Source organism: Bacillus sp. ILBB4, from assembly GCF_035064545.1.
In the GTDB taxonomy this organism is placed as follows: Bacteria; Bacillota; Bacilli; order Bacillales; family Bacillaceae_H; genus Priestia.
Window position 1 is genome coordinate 47,995 of record NZ_JAIQVD010000001.1, and the last position, 18,852, is coordinate 66,846.

An 18,852-nucleotide genomic window follows, 5' to 3' on the forward strand; every position below is an offset into this window, starting at 1 on the left:
ATTAAACTACCTTGTATCAACAACATACATTCTGTACATGATGTAAACTAATGAACATTATGTATATTAAGTCTCACAAAATATAATCAATCTGTCAATGTCAAAAACTGATTAAGAACGAATCATTTGGTTGTTAGATATGGATGGCGCGAACGTAAAAGCAAAATCTTTGGTAATGAAAGAAAAAGAACTGAAAGATATAACTGGCGATGTAAGAAGTGCTGGTTTTTATATGCTGGAGATTGGACTATTGAGATAGCTTCTACATAGCAAACTACTCAAAAAGCAGAGACTGGGGCAAAAGTATTTTTGTTCAAGGAAGATCCGAACGCGTTTGATTCTTGATTAAGAATCAAACGCGTTCGGATTTTTTAATTGGTAGGGTAAACGTAGGTTTCATATATGCTGTTTCTTCTAGCTGTTGATTTCCCTGTAACAAGTGATCTCTACTAGCTCATTTATCCCATTTGTTCATCTTTAGATTGAATGGATATAGTTATGTCTCAATCTCTTCTTTTATATGCCTATAAATAAAGCTTACAGAAATATAAAATAGGAATGGATTTAGGTCCTATGAAATGTTTTAGCTTATCTTAAAGATAAGAAATTCTTCTTAATGAGCATTGGTTGGCTTCTTGCTGCAATTCGGGAGCATAATAACTCAATTTTTTAATGAAATAACAAGTCTCAGGGAAATGATGTATCAGAAACCTTAACGTTTCCTTATTTAAAAGCTTGTTCTCCTTATATTTTTCGGTCATAGCATAAACAAACCGGCTCATTTCAATAGTGGTTTTCCCTACTTCTAAGGCAAACTCTGTTTGTCTTGCAAAACCTGGCTGCTTAAATCGTAAATAACCTTTTAAATGATGGTTTTGCACAATGAATGTTTGAAACTTTCCGATATATGAATCCGCTTGTTTAGATATCATAATTTCAATCGGGTCAAGCAGGTTTTTAAACAAAACTGCATGTCCAAGCTGATCTTCCAGCCATAAATCCATTAATTTGACTAAGCTAAGAGGAACAGGCTCCTTTCCTTGTACTAAATAAGATAGAAATCTTAAATATTCCTGATTTTCACTTAACGTACCATTAAGATAAGTAGGAGATAAGTTTAGATTCACTGCGTTTTCAATTCGAAGAGCCTGAAGAGACCCTTCAAAATCAAAATACCCTTTGGCAATTGGCCAGGCCTTTCTTGAGAATTCTATTAATGCAGGATCGTTATGCATAACATCAGGGGATAAATAGTTCAGTTGTTTTAGCAAGTCATCAAACAAATGAATATATTGCTTAGCTGTTCGGACGTATTCGACTTCCTTCACCGATAAGTGATCTCGAACAAAATAAGTATGGTCCTGAATTATTTCTAACCAAAATAAATGTTCCTCCCATAATGAAATCATTACTAGCTCTCCCTTCGGTTTTCTTATTACTACATGTTTATTAGAAGCTTTAGAAGAAATGAACCAAAGTAATAAAAAACAGGATCTCTTATTTCATCACATAAACACTCACGAAAAAGGGAATATATATACATATCCATATTTTTAAAAAGGGAGAATATCATTTGAAGAAAAAAGATAAATTGCTAATCATTTTAATGACCATTTTACCTTGGCTTAGTATTCCGTTTATTGGTAAAAGAACGCTAAAAAGATTCCTTCCAGGAAGTCTTTTTATGAGTTTATATCTTATTGCCGAAGGCAGGTTTGCAGAGAAGAAAAAATGGTGGTGGTTTCCGTACTCCATCAAGCCCAATGTTCTAGCAGAATTACCGTTAATATTTGGCCCCTTTTTAGTTGGAGCTTTGTGGATATTAAAATATACTTACGGAAAGTTCAACTTATATCTTTTAGTAAATATACTTATTGATTCTTTTTTTACTTACTTCGGACTAAAATGGTTAAAAAAAATAGGATACGTCTCTTTAGCCCGGTTGACTAGATTTCAATTATCCATTGTTTTTTTAATAAAAACGTTTGTGCTGTATGGGTTTCAGATTGTTTATGAAAAGTGTTGCCATCTATCAAAGAATTCGTCCTTATAAATTTTGCAGTCTAAGATGCAAAAAACAAAACAAAATGTCTATAAATGGGAGTATATTAAAGAAAAACATTAATGAAATAGATACTGATTGCTAAGTGGAATTATGATTTTTTAGATACTATGTAGTTACCTCAGGAAGCTAATGAACCCTATGCCTTAAGGCTTAAAAAGAGTGAAAACAAGGTTAAATAAAAAAGAAGTCGCCTTTTGGTAACTTCTTTTTTTCTACTATGGATGTGTGGTTAAAACAAAAAACATGTAAGTTTTTTATTTTTCAATATCTTCATCGCTAGGTTTTCGTTTATGTTTCTCACTAATAATTCTCTTGTTCAGTATCCTTACCTCACCCACCATTAGTAGTCTCATATCTTTTACAATATATTTAGCCAATTCTTCATCAGAAATGTCATCACTATCAATATCAAGACGAAATTCCTGTCCTTGTATTCCACCGCCATTAGTAAAATCGACTTCAAAGTCAAAAATTACTCTTTTATCCATGTCTAATCCACCTTAACTTGTTTTAATCATCTAATATATATTCGGTTTAAGAAAACAAATGCCCTATCCAACAACTATCTAATGAAGCTTATTGTCTGATAAGTCCCGGTAAAAGGACTTTTAAGTTCTAGATTGGTATTAAAAAAGGAATAATACTGTGGTAAAGGAGATTCTTTAGAACCTTAGACACCTGTTTACACCAATAAAATAAATATAATTAAAAAAGACAACGGGTTGAATAAGCTACGCTCTATTAACTCATCTTAACAATGTAACTAAATTTGAAGGGAGATTTAAAAATGAGTCAGAAACGCGATAAAGGCAATAGTCAGAAAGGCAAACCAAATAGCAATACGGTAGATCCGGTAATTGCAGCAGAAGACGTGGGAAAAGCAATTTTTCCAACTAATAAGCCTCCTGGCAACGCAAAACCTTAAAAGAAAATTAGAGTTGTATTATTAGCTGCCTGTTTGGCAGCTTCTTCTTAAGAAAAGAACTTAATTAATAAGTACGAATATGCTCAGACTTTTACGTTTTTTATACGATTTTTAGTACAAATGTTGGGACTTAGATGATGTAAAATCCTCTCTCATTTCTACTCAAATACTCTTCTTCAGCCCGCATTCTCAACATTCCTATAAGAATACGCGACCCTTTACAGAACTTTTGAAGTAAGATGAATTGCAGTTATCAAATCGTCCTCTTAACTTATTATTAAGATTAATTTTTAGAGAGTTTTTAACTTAGAACGCTTTAAGATATCTAACTGTTACTTACCTTCGTTGCATATAAATAAGCAACATAGTCAGTCATAACTCCAGGATATCCCATTTGGCGTAACATAGCTGTTATATTTCCACGATGATATGTTCCATGATTAACTACATGTTGGATTAATTCAAATAGATTAGTTTCTAGCTGGCCAAAATTAGGATGTGCGCAGAAAACGAGTTGATTAAGGTTATCTTGGTGGTCAAAAAATGCTTTAAATTGCTCAGATAAGTTAAGAAACATCATCTCCATTTCCTCGATGCTTTTGCCTTTTATATTCTCTCTTAGTTGTTTTCCTGATTTGATAATTTCATCAAAACTATAACCTGACATGACACTTAACCATATAGTATCAGTAGCATAAATATGTCCTAACACCTCCGATACAGAAGAAAAAACATTCTTAACCTCCTTCTGGTAAATATCCTGAGGCAAGCCTTTTAAGTGACTAAAAATCTTTTGATTTGCCCATACATGGTAGTTATAAAACTGTAATTCTTTACCCTTCACTTGAGATTCCTCCTTATTCTAAAATCCACGACCAATATTAGGTATTCCTCATTGTTTTCAAAACACCTTCAAATGATTATTGAAAAAAGCATTGATTCTTTACGTTTTATTTAGGTACCGAAGTAAGGCTGCATGTGTACTCATGAGATTCAAAAAATGAACTGTAGTAGGCTATGTGGAGACAATTATCTAGTATCTCTTCTTTAAATTATTTTATCTTGACACTGTTCTAAAGGCGTGATTAGATATAATTGTTAACTTTAAATAAAATTAAGTTAACATATATTGTTTTCGGTGGTGAAAGTGCATTGTATTGGGAAGAAGATATAAAAAGAGAACTTGCCTATTTAGATGAAATTTTTCAAAAACGGCACCTTGTTACTACAGAATTTGCTGAACAACCATGGCTTACAGTCAATGGACATAAGATGTTAAACCTTGCCTCTAATAACTATTTAGGCTACGCAGGAGATAAGGGGCTGAAGAAAACAATGAGTGATGCTGTGATGACATATGGAATAGGAGCAGCAGCTTCACGCTTAATAGTAGGAAATCACTCTCTTTATGAGAAAGCAGAAAAAGCACTTGTTAATTGGAAAAAAGCTGAGGCAGGACTTATTATCAATAGTGGTTATAATGCAAACCTAGGAATCATTTCAGCCCTGGTTCCGCGTAATGGCTTCATCTTCAGCGATAAGTTAAATCATGCAAGTATCATTGATGGGGCCCTACTGAGCCGTGCAAAACTGCAGCGCTATCGCCATAACGATATGAACCACCTAGAAAATTTATTAAAAAAAGTTCCCTTGGAGTCACGGAAGTTAATTGTAACAGATACTGTTTTCAGCATGGATGGTGATTTTGCCAAGCTCGAGGATCTTGTTAAATTAAAAGAGCAATATAACGCACTGTTAATGGTTGATGAAGCTCATGCAAGCGGTGTATACGGAAAAAATGGTGAAGGATATGCGCATTTTCTTGATCTGCAAGATAAAATTGATATTCAAATGGGAACGTTTAGTAAAGCGCTAGGGGCATTTGGAGCTTATGTTACCGGAAAACAGTGGCTGATAGATTATTTTAAAAATAGAATGCGAGGATTCATTTATTCAACTGCTCTTCCCCCTGCTATACTCGGTGCAATAACGGCTGCGATTGAAAAGGTGCAACAAGACACAGAGCGTCGCGCACTTCTTCAACAACATGCACTATTTTTTAGAAAAGCACTTACATACGAAGGATTTAACACATGCAAAAGTCAATCTCAAATCATTCCAATTTTGACGGGAGAAAACAAAAGAACAATGCAGTTTGCAGAGCGTTTACAGAAAGAAGGAATTGCTGCTATTGCAGTTAGGCCTCCTACTGTTCCTGAGAATAAAGCAAGAATTCGTTTTACTGTAACAGCCGATCATACTCAAGAAGATTTAGATTGGGCCATAAAGAGAATTTCTCTAATTGGAAAAGAAATGAGTGTGATTCAATGAAACCATCCACTATTATAATATTTCCCGGATGGGGAATGGAAAAAGCAGCGTTTCACCCAATCATAAAATCATTGTCTACTATATGTAACGTTTTGTGTACAGACTGGAGAGGTGTAAAAGAACTAAGTGACTTTAGAGAACGAGCAATTCAATTGCTTACTTCTACTCAAGGTACTGTTTATTTAATGGGTTGGTCATTAGGTTCCCTTGTAACGCTTGAACTTGCAAGTTTATACCCTAACAAGATAGAAGGACTCATATTAATTGGCGGAACTAGTCGCTTTACAAACGATGTGCATAATACAAATACAGTTGGATGGGAGCAACGTATCGTTGAACGTATGAAAAAACAACTACAGCGTAATAAAGAAAAAACCCTTACTGCATTTTATAACGCCATGTTCACTAAATCTGAAAAAGAAGAAGAATTTCATCATCAATTTATTGAAGTTGTTCAGCGTGATTATCAAGGAGACAGTACGTACTCCCTCCTTAAAGGGCTAGATTATTTACTTCAAAAAGATGTTAGAATGCAACTCAATCAAATTCAAACTCCTTGTTTGTTAATCCATGGAAGAGATGATCAAATATGTTTACCTGAGTCTTCTTCTTTCATAGCTGAAAGGATTGATGGAAAAGCACAGCTGTGTATCCTAGAAAAAACTGGCCATATTCCTTTTTTTACGAAGCCTCAGCAATGTGCGCAACTTATAGAAAAATTTCTCGAAAAGGAGCTCATTTATGATTAATAAGCAACTCTTAAAGAAAAGGTTCAATAATCATGCTAAAACTTATGATGCTTATGCCGATGTACAAAAAAGCATGGCAAACCAGTTAATAGACCAGCTTTCTACCAATTTCTTCAACCAGGAAATAACTATTCTTGAAATTGGCTGCGGTACGGGTTATTTAACACAATTATTGTGCGAAAAATTTCCTAGGGCTACTATTACAGCAGTTGATTTGTCATCAGGAATGATTGAGTTAGCAAAGAAAAAAGCAATGGAAGATCGAGTTTCTTTCATATGTGGAGATATCGAGGAACTAAGTATAGAAAGACATTATGACCTTATCATTTCGAATGCAACATTTCAGTGGTTTAATAGTCTTCATACGACAATAAAAAAATTGTATAAACAACTTAAGCCTACAGGCAGCCTTCTATTTTCAACCTTTGGTAATCGTACATTTCAAGAGCTTCATTCATGCTACAGTCATGCGAAACAAAAGCTTGGTCTTTTCAGTAACAGTTCACCTGGCCAATCGTTTTTTTCTCTCGAAGGGTTGTCTCAAATTTGTGAACAAGCATTAGTTCCATTGAGAGAGCATCCATTTAAACTATCAAAAATGGAGAAACTAGAGGTTCAATACTTTCCGACGGTTCAGGCATTTTTTACATCAATAAAAAAGATTGGAGCAAGTAACAGTAACGAGGAAAACTACTGTCAACGCCCTTCGTTTTTTCGTGAATTAATCAACCTATATGAAAATGATTATCGTAATGAGAACGGAATAAAAGTAACCTATCATTGTTTAATATTTAATGTTACAAAAACGAACCAATAGCTAATCCTGCCCTGGCTACTGGCTACTCTCTAGAAGTGATGGATTGCAGCTAAATTAAAAAGCTCAATACAAGAAAGTATTTTATATAAAATCTCGCATCATCTCATATCAATTTCTATGTGAAAGAGCACGCTTCTTCATACTGTTATTTTGTTTAATAGGTTTTTGCTCAATCGCCTCTTCTATTTGACATATAAATTTAAGAAAATAACACATACTATAAGCAGTCCGTCCTTCCCTTTGCGGGTGAATGGTCTCTCCTTTCAATAAAGAAGGTTTTCTAAAAGCACCCTTTTATGGGTGTTTTAGTTTTCGGATGTATAATTTTGAAAGGTTAACACAATATTTATAAAGGGAAAGTGTCCCTTTACCTTCCCAGCGTTTCATATTTTTGACCTATGTATTACTTCAAAAATGTAAGGAGAATGATAAGCGTGGAAGAATTAAGACGGTATGTTGATGTTGTTAAGAAAAATATCGAAACTATGAAAGCTCCTGATTACGAAGGGAAAGAGAGGGATTTAGAAACCCAGCAAGAGCAACTAGAGCAGTATGAGCGATACCTCAAAGCAGAAAGTATCTCACCTGAAGGTTTTGATGGAATTGTGGATGCTGCTGTAGGTTATGCATCTAAAGATATCTCTTTTTCAGAGCTAGAAGAAATGTATAAACAATTAACGAAATAGTACTTTGATAATGGATGTTTGTTAAAATACTTTAAATACGTATAACTACAACAAAACGAGCATGTCCTGTAACTACTAAGCCTCCTCCCTTTGCTGACGAATCGCTTCTCCTTTACACGTTAAGTTTATAAAAACGCTCGCCTCCACGGGTGCTTTTTATTTTAAGGTATAATTCTTATGAAAGAAGTAATAGAATTTTTCAGCTAACTCCTTTCAGGTGGCTAGTGTTTACGTTATGTAATTGTCACCAATTAAAAAAGATCAATTGATCTTTTTTAGGAATTAATTTGATTGTAACTATATTTTAATATACGCTCACTATTTGTGGATTATAATGGAATTACCACGTGATTACCTTTCTTTTAACTTGCTTTTTACCTTGAGCAAGTCTTTTTGTATTTATCGTTTCAACTTTTTCAAAGAAACATCATGCTACAATTAATTTTCACACACGTTATGTTGCATTAAGGACACTTTCCTCAATAGAATGCTGCCCTTTCTTATACGTTTACGGACAATCTATTTAAATAAGTTATAAGATGTTAAAGTAATTATTAAAATGCCACCCATTGTTTGCAGGACAGGTGGATTTTCAATATAGAATGCGGGCTTTTTTATACATGCTCTTTTCTTTTAACTATCCAAAGAATTTAGTCATATCAACGATCTATAAAAACCTCATAATCTAAAAAAGAATCCTTGAAAAAAGCTTACTGCTCCAAGAATTCTTTTACTTAATCGGTTCTTTTAAGAATGATTTCTTAAGCTTATTTAATTTTATGGTTTAGTATCGTCTTTGTCCTGATTGAGCTCCTTTTTGGATTTCTTTACTATTTGATTTAATTCCCGTATGTCCCCTTTTGCATTGATGATTTCAAATATTTGATTTAATCTCTCGTTCGTTTGATCATCATGATCTCTCATCATCTATTCTCCTTATAAGATTACTACTATCATTTTCCACTTTATTAAGAATTATGTTTCTGATTTGATAATATCAAGACAGAGTTCATTTCACCGTCTAGCATAAGTTATTATGGTCATATTCAAGATCTCAGGAAATAAATGCCCTTATTAACCATGAAGACATCCCCTACAATACGAAGTTAGTTTGCGTAAAACATGTTACAGCTAGCAATAACAGTGACTATAATAAGTAACTTTATTATTGTTATATATGCATTAATACTGGCTATTTAATCAATCCTAATTTTGCTGCTACGCTATAGCCTGATGAATTAAATTTAAATCGATTACGAAGTTCAATAAGGTTCGGTCCAAAGCTTGACTCTAGGATCTCTCGATGTTTTTTCATCATTTCATAGATATACAAGTCGTGAATGATAACTTCTGTAATTGGCATAACTAATCCCGGATGCATCGTCCAGGCAGCACGGCTATCCTTACCAAGTGATAATATACCTGCAACTACTTCTCGATCATCAGCACTTAGAACAATCCATCGTCCGCCATATTCATTGGTTATTTCTTCGCTTGCATCATGCTGATGAACCTGCGCAAAGTCAAATACTAAATCTCCATAGGATACAATTAAAATTTCTACGCCTCTTTTGGCTGCTGCTTGTAATTCTTCTTTTAGTTCCTGGGCATCTTCTGCCCATATTTCCAATAGAATACGCCCTGTAGCTTCTTTTATAGCTTCCTTTGTACGATTTAGTATAGGCTCATAACCTGTAATGTTCCAGATGTTTTCTCTGTTTAAAGATACATAAGAATAATTTTCGAGAGCTTCTTCAGCTACTTCAAACGAGGATTCAGCTTTACGTTTTTTCAAGTTGATTAATTCATTAGGAGGTAACGGTGTATATAGAGCGGGATTTTCATGACTGATCATGACTTCTCCTCGATCCACTAGTCCTCCTAATACTTCATAAATTTTAGATCTTGGCACTCCGGAATTTAACGAAATAGCATACCCTGAAAGAGGAGATTTTTCTAGTAAAGCTAAATATGCTTTTGCCTCATATTCAGTAAAATTTACATCTTTCAAAATTTTTATTATATCTAGTGTCATGATTGGTCCTCCTTGATAATACCCGGATAAAGTCAATAATTTTAAACTAAGTATACCATTAGTACCCTTGACAGTTTGGGTTAAAAATTATAATTTAATTCTAGTTGCTACAAAAGTAGCTACTATATAGTTTTTAATCCTACTTGGAGGTGTAATAATGGATACAATGATAGCGAAACAACAAGAAAGCTTAAAAATAAGAAAGGTTAGAGGCGGAAATGGTTTATACATAAGTGCTTCCGTAATAGCCGTCCTTTTATGGAGTACATCGTTTGTTGGAACAAAAATAGCCTATACCTCTTTTCCACCCCTTACATTAGGAGCGGCTCGTTTTGTTATAGCTGCTGTTATTTTAGGACTTATTCTCTTAATCAGGAAAGATAAAACAAAGCCTTCATTCAAAGATATGGGGTTAATGTCTATGAGTGGTGTACTAGGCACTACCCTTTATTTTTCTCTGGAGAACATAGGAGTTGAACTAACAACAGCATCTAATGCCGCTATTATTGTAGCGTCGTATCCTGCTATAACGGTTTTGATGGAATTTCTTTTTTTTAGAAAAAAGACATCATGGGTAAAGGCCCTAGGAATTGGAGTAGCGATGATAGGTGTATATCAAATATCCTATAGTCCTGAAACTCAGACAGATGATAAGCAATTAATTGGTAATATTATATTAATTGTAGCAGGTTTTATTTTTGCTCTCTATAACTTCACAACTCGTAAAGTTGTCAAAAAATATTCCATGATTACTATCTCTTTTTATCAAACTTTGGCGGGAGCTATTACGTTTATTCCATTAGCCTTTATAGAGAAGTCAAGCTGGCAAACACCAGATATACGATCATTTCTAACCTTATTGTACCTAGGCGTTTTCTGCTCGGTTATCGCTTTTTTATTATATAATTTTGGATTACGCAAATTATCTTCTAGTTCTGCGATGACGCTGATGAATCTTGTTCCTATTTTTGGTGTGTTATTTTCTGTTCTACTCCTTCATGAAGTGGTAGGCATAAACCAATTTATTGGTGGAATCATTGTACTTTTGGGTGTAGTTTTGAGCATGAGGGAAACGAGGAAAAAGTATGTTTTAGAAAAGAAGTAAAAAGTATAAACCTAAAAAAAGTCCTCAGTCAAAGTAGGGCTTTTTATTTTCAATAAAAAAGTACACAAAAACTGGTATTACGTATCTTCTGATTAAAAATAAATAGATACTATTTATAAACTGGCCCCCAATCGTTAGACACAGCCTGATGATTGGGGGCCAGTATTTAATCTTTATCTTTTAATTTAAGTTCTCTACTTCAGAATCCCAATTTTGATCTATACGGTTAAAGTAAGCTTGTTCAAGAATTTGCATGTAATCGCCCTCGGTAATTAAACGGACGTTACTTGATGTTGAGTTATTTTGCATGGCCAACCTTACAATGCTGGGAAAATCTTCTTTCTTTATACCCTCTAAATCTTTCAATTTAGGAATATTTAATGATTCTGTTAATTCTATAATTCCTTGAATTAATTTTTCAACAGCTATTTCATCTGAATCTGAGTCCTTGGCAAAGCTCATATACCTTGCTAATGTCGCATGTAGTTGCTTGTTCTCCATAGAATTGAACCTTAATACATATGGTAAAAATACTGCATTGGCAACTCCATGCGGGGTATCATAAAGTCCTCCAAGCGCTTCTGCTAAGCAGTGTACCGAGGCAACATCTGCAGATCCAAAACAAAGGCCTGCTAAGAGACTTCCTTCCAGCATATCTTGACGAGCCGCTTCATTTTTGCCATCGCGGAAAACGATAGGCAATGCCGAAACAATGGTTCTCATTGCTTGAGCTCCGAGCGCTTGTGAAATAGGATTTGTTACTTTACACGTATAACCTTCAATCGCATGAACGAGTGCATCAATGCCCGTAGCGGCAGTAACAAAAGGGGGAAGACTGAATGTTAGTTCAGGATCAAGAATCGCCAAGACAGGTCTTAACAAACTATGTTTGAGTGTCATCTTTCGGTGTGTAGATGCTTCCGTAATAACAGCAGAACGAGTAACTTCTGATCCCGTGCCTGAAGTAGTTGGAATACAAATAACTGGTGCAATGTTTGAATACAGGAGTCGGCCGTCTGCATAGTCAGATGGTTCCCCGCCGTTTGGACCGCACAGTGCAATAGCTTTTCCAGTATCCATTGCACTTCCACCACCAATGGCAACAACTGCATCTGCACCAAAGTCACGAAATAATTTAGCACCTTCCAAGCAATTCTTATCTCGAGGATTTTGTTCAATGGAGTCGAATAACAATACTCGATATCCAGAAGCCTCCAGGGCCGTTATAATTGGTGAAACTAGTCCTGTACGGACCACACCTGGATCACTCACAATTAAAATGGATGAACCAATATTTAGGGATTTTAGCATTTCTGGCAATTCTTTAGCTTTTCCCATCCCTACCTCAATTTGAGTAGAACACAAATAGTTATAGGATTTCATTTATACCCCTCCCATTATCTAAAATCAAATACATATCTTAATTAAATTTTAACCTTCTCTACCTCTACAATTAGTAGATTCAACTGTTAGGCTGCGGGTAACTTATATTTATGGTAGTTTAGACAATACACATACAGAATAGTAATGTAGTAGAGAACATAAATAAACTATATGTATATCCAACAAACTTCTTATCATATATAATACAAGCCCCGCCTCAATCATTACAGATGAATATTTAGATTGTTACTATCTAAAAAACCGATTAGTAACCTCTATAATATGTAATAATATATCGAAAGGGATTAGTAGCCTATTTATGCAAACTAATCTTGGTGTTTAATAACAATAAATTCAAAGGAAATTTTCTTTAATTGTACCTTTACATTCCTTTTGAATTGGTTATTATATTTTTTGAAACATATATAAGCGCAGGTGGAAAGTAAAAAGAGAAAGTTCGGCTACGTAGATACAAATTAAAAATTAATTATCCAGTATTACTTCTCTAGTTATATCTAAAAAGGCGCTCAACGCTGGAGATACCCATTTGTCTTTATGCCAGACCAGCTGAGTTACGATTGGAAACTCTGGACCTTTCCATCTTAATACACTCATACTCCCTTCCTCTATTTCCTTCTCCACTGCTAGCTTAGGTAGTGCTGCTATTCCAATTCCAGCCATTACACATTTTTTGATGGCTTCTATATCACCAAGTTCAAGATCATATAACGGTTGAACGGCTGCATCAACAAGTGACGCTTCAAATATATTTCGATAATCGCATTTCTCAGTAAAAAGCAGCGACTGACTATTCAGGTCCGCGGGTCTTACTTCAGATTTATCGGCTAAAGGATGATTCGGCGGACTTACTATAACAATAGGTTCCGCGACAAGCTGCTCGGCAATCAGCTTATCCGAGTTAATGCGAGTCATAGATATTAAAACAGCATCTATGAGACCTTGAGCAAGTAAATCCTCAAAATCATTTTCAGAAATTCCAGGTCGAAAAATCAGTTTCACTTTAGGAAAACGAGCTTGAAATAGTTTCAGCAAAGCTGGTAAGCGATAGGTGCATTGGGTTTCTGAAGCACATATTGTTAACGTCCCGCTGGGCTCTTCACTCCCACCTACAGTCTCCTTTGCCTCTTCGGTTAAATCAAGCACCTTGTCCGTATATAGCTTAAAGCGCTTTCCAGCGTCAGTTAAGATAACTCGCTTCCCTAACCGGTCAAAAAGTTGGACAGCAAGTTCTTCCTCAAGAGATTTGATCTGAGCTGTTACACTTGATTGAGCATAGTGAAGGATTTCAGCTGTTCTAGTAAAGTTTAGTTCTCGAGCAGCAACTTGAAAAATTTTTAACTGTTTGAGTTCCATAGTTTTCTCTCCTAAATCATTTTCACCAATAATAATATTATTCTAAATATATCATTTCACTCGTGCTGCTTGTAAGCGTAATGTCTCTCACTACTCGCTTCTCAGAGGAACGTTTGCATATCAAGAATGTATGATGCAAAGCTGCTTATTCCGGAAAAAGAGCCCTGGACAGTGAACAGAACTGATTCAAGGGTTATTCTGCTTGATTGGTTCCTTTAAAAATGATTATAGTAACTAAGATTGAACGCGATATACAGAGTGAAAACAGAAAAGACCTACCTCTTTTCAGTAAAAAGGTAGGTTTTTCTGTTTCACGACTTTATCCAATGATATCTTATGGCAGCTTGAGTAGGTTGCTCAAATTATAAAAACATATTCAATTCTGAAAAGCAAAAAACAGGATCTATTTTTCTCTAATCTAAGATGATTCCTTCTGATAAACCCTATTACGTTATTCCGATGTAATAGAAGAAGGATTTTTACTTTTTAAGATAGAATAGTTCCTTAAAGAATCATAAAGGAGTTGATTTCATGTCTAAACAAATAAAGGATAGAAAAGAAATAAAACTTTTGGATTCTCAAATTTATTTATGTGATGAAATTAAAAAGTTGTTGAAGAAAAAAGAAAAAAGAAGTCTAGCCTTTGAACAAGAGTATACAGAACATGATATATTACACATTGCTTTAAACAGATTAATGAGTGAGTTAATCTCTAGACATTAAAAATGTCACCTATCATGTTTGATATTATTCGAAATAGATAAGTTTAATATAAAAATAGACAGAATATTTCATCAATACCTTTACTTTGTAAACGCTTTCTCTTATACTAAGTATAGGTTGGATGGCATGAGTGGCTGTCATAGTATTTAGCGTAGGCGGGGCTGATACGAGGGTACAGGACATAGAAGAGATGTCCTTTTTTGTTTGGGCAATATTTCTTAGAAACTAGGAAATATTATAAAATGCTTTCAAACGTTTTTTTACTTAGTATGCCCTATCCAGTCTGGAAATTGAAAAAGACCACCTCTTCCCAGTCAAAAGAGGTAGCTTTTTTAAAATTGAATTAACAGTAGTCGTTAGATAATGCTTTATTAAGTTGCTTAATTTAATAAACTGTATTCGTAGACAACATATTCACCGCTTTTTCTAACAGTAAAATATCTTCTTCAACCATTCTTTTCACATCGTCGAGATCAAGTTGAATATATTCTTCTTTTAAACGTTCTAATTCCCTGACAAACAGGGTTCCCGTATAGTACCTATAATTTGTCACTAATATTTATCCCCTTTGTGTGCTCTTAATATATGTAATTCCCCTTTACTTAGATTAACAACCAATTAAAGCAGGATTTATAAAAAAATAATCCTTCCCTGATGTAGGCAAAGGATTTTTAACTTTATTAGAATAGGGAGAATACGTTATTAGTGTGGCCAGATTTATAATTTCATATATACAAAGTTTAAAAATGTTATAATCACTCTAATTCTCTCTTACCTGAGATTCATAGTTTATTTAGTGAATACTAAAGTACTTCGTATATTATTACAGTTTTATCATTTGCACTTACGGGCGGCAAATAAATGATATATGAAATCGTGATTTTTGTACAATACAAGCACTAGCTTTTTTAATTTCATGATAGTCGGTAAGCTTAGCTTTTTATGGTGAAGAAGTAAGCTTATTTGTTCCATTCCGAAGCTACTATACCCATAAAATATGTATCTACGTACTTCCCATCCACATAGGCATGATTTCTTAATTTCCCTTCGGTAACAAAACCGATTTTTTCATACAATGCAATTGCCTGTTCGTTTATTCCTCTTGTAGTTAAATAGATTTTGTTTAAGCGGAGCTGTTTAAACCCTAGATCAATCATTTGCTCCATGGCTATTCGGCCGTACCCGTGACCTCTAGATTCTGAAGATAAAAGAATTCCTATACTAGCTCTTCCATGTGCGTAATCTATATCCTTCAGAAAAACCCATCCAACTAATTCTTTTTCATCGCTTTTAATTCCTAAAATTAAATCGTTGTTCATTCTTTTCTTTTCTACTTCTTGTACTACCTCTTCATAAGTTAAAGGTGTCCTGCCTATCATTCGTATTGCTCGTTCATCGTTTAACCATTTATGTAAGTATTGAATGTGAGTTGTTTCAAATGGCGTAAGGTGTATTTTTTTTGTACTCATTTATTTATCTACTCCTTTTTACGTATATTCAATTTTTATCCTTAATTAGAGTTAATTCATTAGTTTGAGATATTAAATCAATTATCTTATTTCCTTTTTCATAGTAAGTGGAGGCCCCTTCTTGGCTCCTCTCCTTCCACCCTTTTGATTTAATTACTAATTTATATCCTGACGGGATGCCGTTTTCTTCAGAAGCTTTAGACCAATCATAGATATCTACACGTTCTTTTTCTTTTACTAACTTTGCATTTTTAGGGACAGGAAATCCAGAAAATTTAGCGGATGGGATATAGGCAAAGAATGTAACAAAATAGAAAATTACTGCTCCCATTAGTAGAATTCCAGCAATGGTGACCGTCACGATTTTTTTCAACATATTGCCTTTCTTTCAATGACATTTTTAAAACGCGGTAAGTATTATAACCTGTAACAGCATTAAACTTTCTGTTCGAAATAATTATTAGTTTGGCGCCTGTTATTTTAAATTTAAGCACCTTTTTGTACATTCGTCTTATATAGCTGTTTCAACCAGAAATAAAGAATACATTCGCTGATTACAAAGATAAGAAAACTTATAAGCGTAGTTGCTAAAAACTCAAAGATGTTAAGAATAGACATAGCGTGTCCCCACCACCAATATCTAAAATCCGTTCCGAATAAAACGAAATAAATAAAAAGAGAAATTGCCTGAACTTCCCCTACTGATCTATCGGATTTTATAATGAGTATCCTTCCGATAAAGAAACTAATTATAAAAGATAGAATAATAAATACGAAATAAAGAGAACTAGCCAATAAGGCTTCCTGTGGTGAATACATTGTAATCTTCTTTTATATTGATTATTTTACCATTAATTATAATTAAAGGAAGTTATTTTATAAGGGTTTGTATTTTAGGAAATGTGGACATAAAAAAATCCTTTCCTATGTAGGCAAAGGATTCTTTTTTTATTGGAAATACTAAGGTATTTTAGTTATTATTGAAGCTTCAACACTTGCACTTAGTGACGATAAATAGAATGTTTTGGACAAGTTATGTAAATGATGAAAGCAATTATAAAGTGCGTTTGTTGTGTTAATCGTATGGTGAAAAGCAAAGCTAACATAACAAACATTCTAGACACTTATTAGTTTATCGTTCTACTTTGCTTTTAAATCAAATTTATCTTCTTTACCATTCCATTTTATTGTTACATGAAAAGGAGCGCTGCTGCTTTGAGTCGCACATCCGCTGCAGCTCCCATTTAAATTAATTTTTCCTCCTGTCTCGTCATCCGTACCTGATAATTTGCTTGTTTCCCCTTCCACGACATAAGAAACTTTTCCTAATTTCTCTTTGTCTTTTCCTTTATATATAATACTGCCTTGTCCGTTTTCAGTGTTCTCTCCTTTATTTAAAAGATACAAAGCTTTCCACTGATCCCCTTCCCCTTCAAAACGCACGCTTTCTTCCTTACTCCCACAGCTACTCAATACTAATAAAAGAATAGACATGAATCCTAAAAACAACAAATTTCTTTTCAATTTTGAATCCTCCTACACGGTAAAAAAGCAGCCATATATCCTATTGGGTAAATTTTTATTACTATCTGGCCTTTTTTTAAGTAATTTAAAGTGAGTTATTTTTCAATATGTTCTCCTGTTATCGGAATAAAACCATTTTTAAATAAAGCGTACCATTCTTCTAGTTCTTTACTCTTTAAAACATTTAATTTATTTAAAATGTCCTTCGAAAATTCTAATGCACCGCTTCCATTAGCTGTAATTAGACAGCCATCACTAACAGATTGTTTTTCTATATAATTTTCATCCCCTCGATAATTAGGTGCTCCTTCTTTCAAATAAGGTAATGAATTACCTGTATGTTTATTCTGATCAAGAAACCCATAGTTCCCTAAAAAGGTCGTTGCATCACAAATCGCTGCAACCGGAATGTTATGTTCAAAACAAAAGCTCACCAGTTTCTTTACCTGATGATTTTTCTCTTCTCTCCATCCCGTTCCCCCAGGCATAATTAACATCGCAAAGTCCAGTTTAAAAGGAAAGTCTTTTAGGCTGTAATCTGGAAGAACGGTCAATCCTCCCATTGAAGTTTTAGGGTGTTTGTCGATTGCCATTGTCTGAACCTGAAATCCTGTTCCCTGTTTATTTAACTCAGCTGTCACATAACTAGCTTCCCAATCAGCAAAACCATCTGTAATAAAGACCATCACTTTTTTCATACATACACCACCCCTAATTCTTGATTAGAAATATAACTAAGCACATGATCAATCACCTATTTTAATTTACCACTTTATATATATAGTGTAAAATAAAACCAATATCAAACTATTACGTTTAAAAACATCTATCTATAATTGAACAATGTTTCCATCTAAATCATGGTTTCTCTTCTTCTATTAAAGGGAATTAAACCCTAAAAGTGAACCTTAAAAGGAGACCATCATGGTTACAATTGAATCAATCATAATAGGTATTGTTTTTATCCTCATTCAACTATACGCATTAACGATTGTCGAACGTTCTCCAATCGGAGAGCAAAAGCTGCTCTCATTATCAGGCGGTGTAGCTATTGCCTACGTATTTATTTATATCTTACCGACGCTTCATAAGAAACAAGAAGAGTTTGGAGGATCGCTAGCCCTTGATACTGAACTATATTTTCTTGGTCTTCTCGGCTTACTCGTCTATTTTTCGGTGTATTCATTTGCTCAGACAAAAGCAGCCACACACCTAACGGAACTGACCGTGTACATGGTACAGGCTAGTTTTTTTATGGTTTATTCTTTTATCATTTCTTATGTCGTATTTTCAACCGATGTTAAGCGAGTTGAATCAGTATTCTACGGACTGGCTATCAGCCTTCATTTTATCGGGTGGTCCTATCATTTAGGAAAAAAACATAATCGCTTACACAAAAGCAGAGGCCGCTATATGCTTGCCGGGGCAACTTTTCTTGGGTGCATCATGGGCGTCTTCGGACCCTCATCCGGCTTGCTTATCGAGTCGATGATTGCTTTTAGTTCAGGTGCAATGTTATTTAACGTGATCAGTAAAGAACTCCCTTTTGAAAAACACGCGCACTTGCCAACCTTTTTAATCTCATCTCTTGTCTACGCCGCTACAATGATTTCGTTAAAAGCTTTTTTCAAGTGGTAGTTGCGAGGTGTTGGGACAAAATAAAAAG

The 18,852-nt window shown here is 34.3% G+C and carries 21 protein-coding genes; 9 read left to right on the forward strand and 12 right to left on the reverse strand.

Annotated elements, in window-relative coordinates:
* Positions 1-593: 593 nt before the first annotated feature.
* Positions 594-1,409, reverse strand: a complete 816-nt coding sequence (locus tag LAV82_RS00280; protein WP_053487612.1) for a DUF2935 domain-containing protein — start codon at positions 1,407-1,409, stop codon at positions 594-596.
* A gap of 164 nt (positions 1,410-1,573) precedes the next feature.
* Between LAV82_RS00280 and LAV82_RS00285 the strand changes: the two genes are divergently transcribed.
* Positions 1,574-2,053 (forward strand): hypothetical protein, encoded by a 480-nt coding sequence (locus tag LAV82_RS00285; RefSeq protein WP_013058398.1) that lies wholly within the window; start codon positions 1,574-1,576, stop codon positions 2,051-2,053.
* Positions 2,054-2,319: 266 nt separating this feature from the next.
* On the opposite strand, the gene LAV82_RS00290 is transcribed toward LAV82_RS00285, so the two are convergent.
* A complete protein-coding gene (locus LAV82_RS00290; RefSeq protein WP_013058399.1) occupies positions 2,320-2,553 on the reverse strand; it encodes a hypothetical protein in 234 nt (77 codons plus the stop codon).
* Positions 2,554-2,852: 299 nt separating this feature from the next.
* Here LAV82_RS00290 and LAV82_RS00295 point away from each other — a divergent pair, with 299 nt between their 5' ends.
* Entirely contained in the window at positions 2,853-2,990 is a 138-nt protein-coding gene (locus tag LAV82_RS00295; protein ID WP_013058400.1) for a hypothetical protein, read from the forward strand.
* A 325-nt stretch (positions 2,991-3,315) separates the two neighbouring features.
* Here LAV82_RS00295 and LAV82_RS00300 read toward each other — a convergent pair whose 3' ends face one another.
* The gene (locus LAV82_RS00300) at positions 3,316-3,834 is read right to left on the reverse strand and encodes a DinB family protein (protein WP_211077577.1); all 519 of its coding nucleotides are present in this window, start codon (positions 3,832-3,834) and stop codon (positions 3,316-3,318) included.
* Positions 3,835-4,142: 308 nt separating this feature from the next.
* Between LAV82_RS00300 and bioF the strand changes: the two genes are divergently transcribed.
* The 4 genes from bioF (at position 4,143) to LAV82_RS00320 (ending at position 7,573) form a co-directional block, all read left to right on the forward strand.
* Positions 4,143-5,321: an 8-amino-7-oxononanoate synthase gene (gene bioF / locus LAV82_RS00305; RefSeq protein WP_211077576.1), complete on the forward strand. Its 1,179-nt coding sequence runs from the start codon at positions 4,143-4,145 to the stop codon at positions 5,319-5,321.
* Positions 5,318-6,070: an alpha/beta fold hydrolase gene (locus LAV82_RS00310; RefSeq protein ID WP_499715377.1), complete on the forward strand. Its 753-nt coding sequence runs from the start codon at positions 5,318-5,320 to the stop codon at positions 6,068-6,070. Before bioF ends, LAV82_RS00310 begins: the two co-directional genes overlap by 4 nt.
* Positions 6,063-6,887 (forward strand): malonyl-ACP O-methyltransferase BioC, encoded by an 825-nt coding sequence (bioC, locus tag LAV82_RS00315; RefSeq protein WP_211077575.1) that lies wholly within the window; start codon positions 6,063-6,065, stop codon positions 6,885-6,887. Before LAV82_RS00310 ends, bioC begins: the two co-directional genes overlap by 8 nt.
* Before the next feature lie 425 nt (positions 6,888-7,312).
* Positions 7,313-7,573: a YnfE family protein gene (locus LAV82_RS00320; RefSeq protein ID WP_499715378.1), complete on the forward strand. Its 261-nt coding sequence runs from the start codon at positions 7,313-7,315 to the stop codon at positions 7,571-7,573.
* 777 nt (positions 7,574-8,350) lie between these two features.
* On the opposite strand, the gene LAV82_RS00325 is transcribed toward LAV82_RS00320, so the two are convergent.
* On the reverse strand, positions 8,351-8,497 hold the full coding sequence (locus tag LAV82_RS00325) for a hypothetical protein (RefSeq protein WP_170959539.1): 147 nt from the start codon (positions 8,495-8,497) through the stop codon (positions 8,351-8,353).
* Positions 8,498-8,765: 268 nt separating this feature from the next.
* Positions 8,766-9,608, reverse strand: coding sequence for a TrmB family transcriptional regulator (locus tag LAV82_RS00330; protein WP_013084386.1), 843 nt, complete (start codon positions 9,606-9,608; stop codon positions 8,766-8,768).
* Between the two features lie 157 nt (positions 9,609-9,765).
* Between LAV82_RS00330 and LAV82_RS00335 the strand changes: the two genes are divergently transcribed.
* A complete protein-coding gene (locus LAV82_RS00335; RefSeq protein WP_499715380.1) occupies positions 9,766-10,713 on the forward strand; it encodes a DMT family transporter in 948 nt (315 codons plus the stop codon).
* Positions 10,714-10,893: 180 nt separating this feature from the next.
* Here LAV82_RS00335 and LAV82_RS00340 read toward each other — a convergent pair whose 3' ends face one another.
* Together LAV82_RS00340 and LAV82_RS00345 are read right to left on the reverse strand one after the other, a co-directional pair.
* Entirely contained in the window at positions 10,894-12,096 is a 1,203-nt protein-coding gene (locus tag LAV82_RS00340) for an iron-containing alcohol dehydrogenase (protein WP_499715382.1), read from the reverse strand.
* A 483-nt stretch (positions 12,097-12,579) separates the two neighbouring features.
* Complete coding sequence (locus LAV82_RS00345) at positions 12,580-13,470, reverse strand: LysR family transcriptional regulator (RefSeq protein ID WP_499715384.1); 891 nt, start codon at positions 13,468-13,470, stop codon at positions 12,580-12,582.
* 531 nt (positions 13,471-14,001) lie between these two features.
* Between LAV82_RS00345 and LAV82_RS00350 the strand changes: the two genes are divergently transcribed.
* Positions 14,002-14,193 (forward strand): hypothetical protein, encoded by a 192-nt coding sequence (locus LAV82_RS00350; RefSeq protein ID WP_013058411.1) that lies wholly within the window; start codon positions 14,002-14,004, stop codon positions 14,191-14,193.
* Between the two features lie 385 nt (positions 14,194-14,578).
* On the opposite strand, the gene LAV82_RS00355 is transcribed toward LAV82_RS00350, so the two are convergent.
* The 5 genes from LAV82_RS00355 to LAV82_RS00375 all read right to left on the reverse strand — a co-directional run bounded on the left by LAV82_RS00355 (position 14,579) and on the right by LAV82_RS00375 (position 17,884).
* Complete coding sequence (locus LAV82_RS00355; RefSeq protein ID WP_013058412.1) at positions 14,579-14,746, reverse strand: hypothetical protein; 168 nt, start codon at positions 14,744-14,746, stop codon at positions 14,579-14,581.
* A 406-nt stretch (positions 14,747-15,152) separates the two neighbouring features.
* Positions 15,153-15,662: a GNAT family N-acetyltransferase gene (locus tag LAV82_RS00360; protein ID WP_499715386.1), complete on the reverse strand. Its 510-nt coding sequence runs from the start codon at positions 15,660-15,662 to the stop codon at positions 15,153-15,155.
* Positions 15,663-15,690: 28 nt separating this feature from the next.
* The gene (locus LAV82_RS00365) at positions 15,691-15,993 is read right to left on the reverse strand and encodes a hypothetical protein (RefSeq protein WP_499715387.1); all 303 of its coding nucleotides are present in this window, start codon (positions 15,991-15,993) and stop codon (positions 15,691-15,693) included.
* An 809-nt stretch (positions 15,994-16,802) separates the two neighbouring features.
* Positions 16,803-17,186 (reverse strand): hypothetical protein, encoded by a 384-nt coding sequence (locus tag LAV82_RS00370; protein WP_057273771.1) that lies wholly within the window; start codon positions 17,184-17,186, stop codon positions 16,803-16,805.
* A 95-nt stretch (positions 17,187-17,281) separates the two neighbouring features.
* A complete protein-coding gene (locus tag LAV82_RS00375) occupies positions 17,282-17,884 on the reverse strand; it encodes a type 1 glutamine amidotransferase family protein (RefSeq protein WP_057273772.1) in 603 nt (200 codons plus the stop codon).
* 226 nt (positions 17,885-18,110) lie between these two features.
* On the opposite strand from LAV82_RS00375, the gene LAV82_RS00380 reads away from it, so the two are divergent.
* The gene (locus LAV82_RS00380; RefSeq protein WP_499715388.1) at positions 18,111-18,824 is read left to right on the forward strand and encodes a hypothetical protein; all 714 of its coding nucleotides are present in this window, start codon (positions 18,111-18,113) and stop codon (positions 18,822-18,824) included.
* The last annotated feature ends 28 nt before the right edge of the window (positions 18,825-18,852 follow it).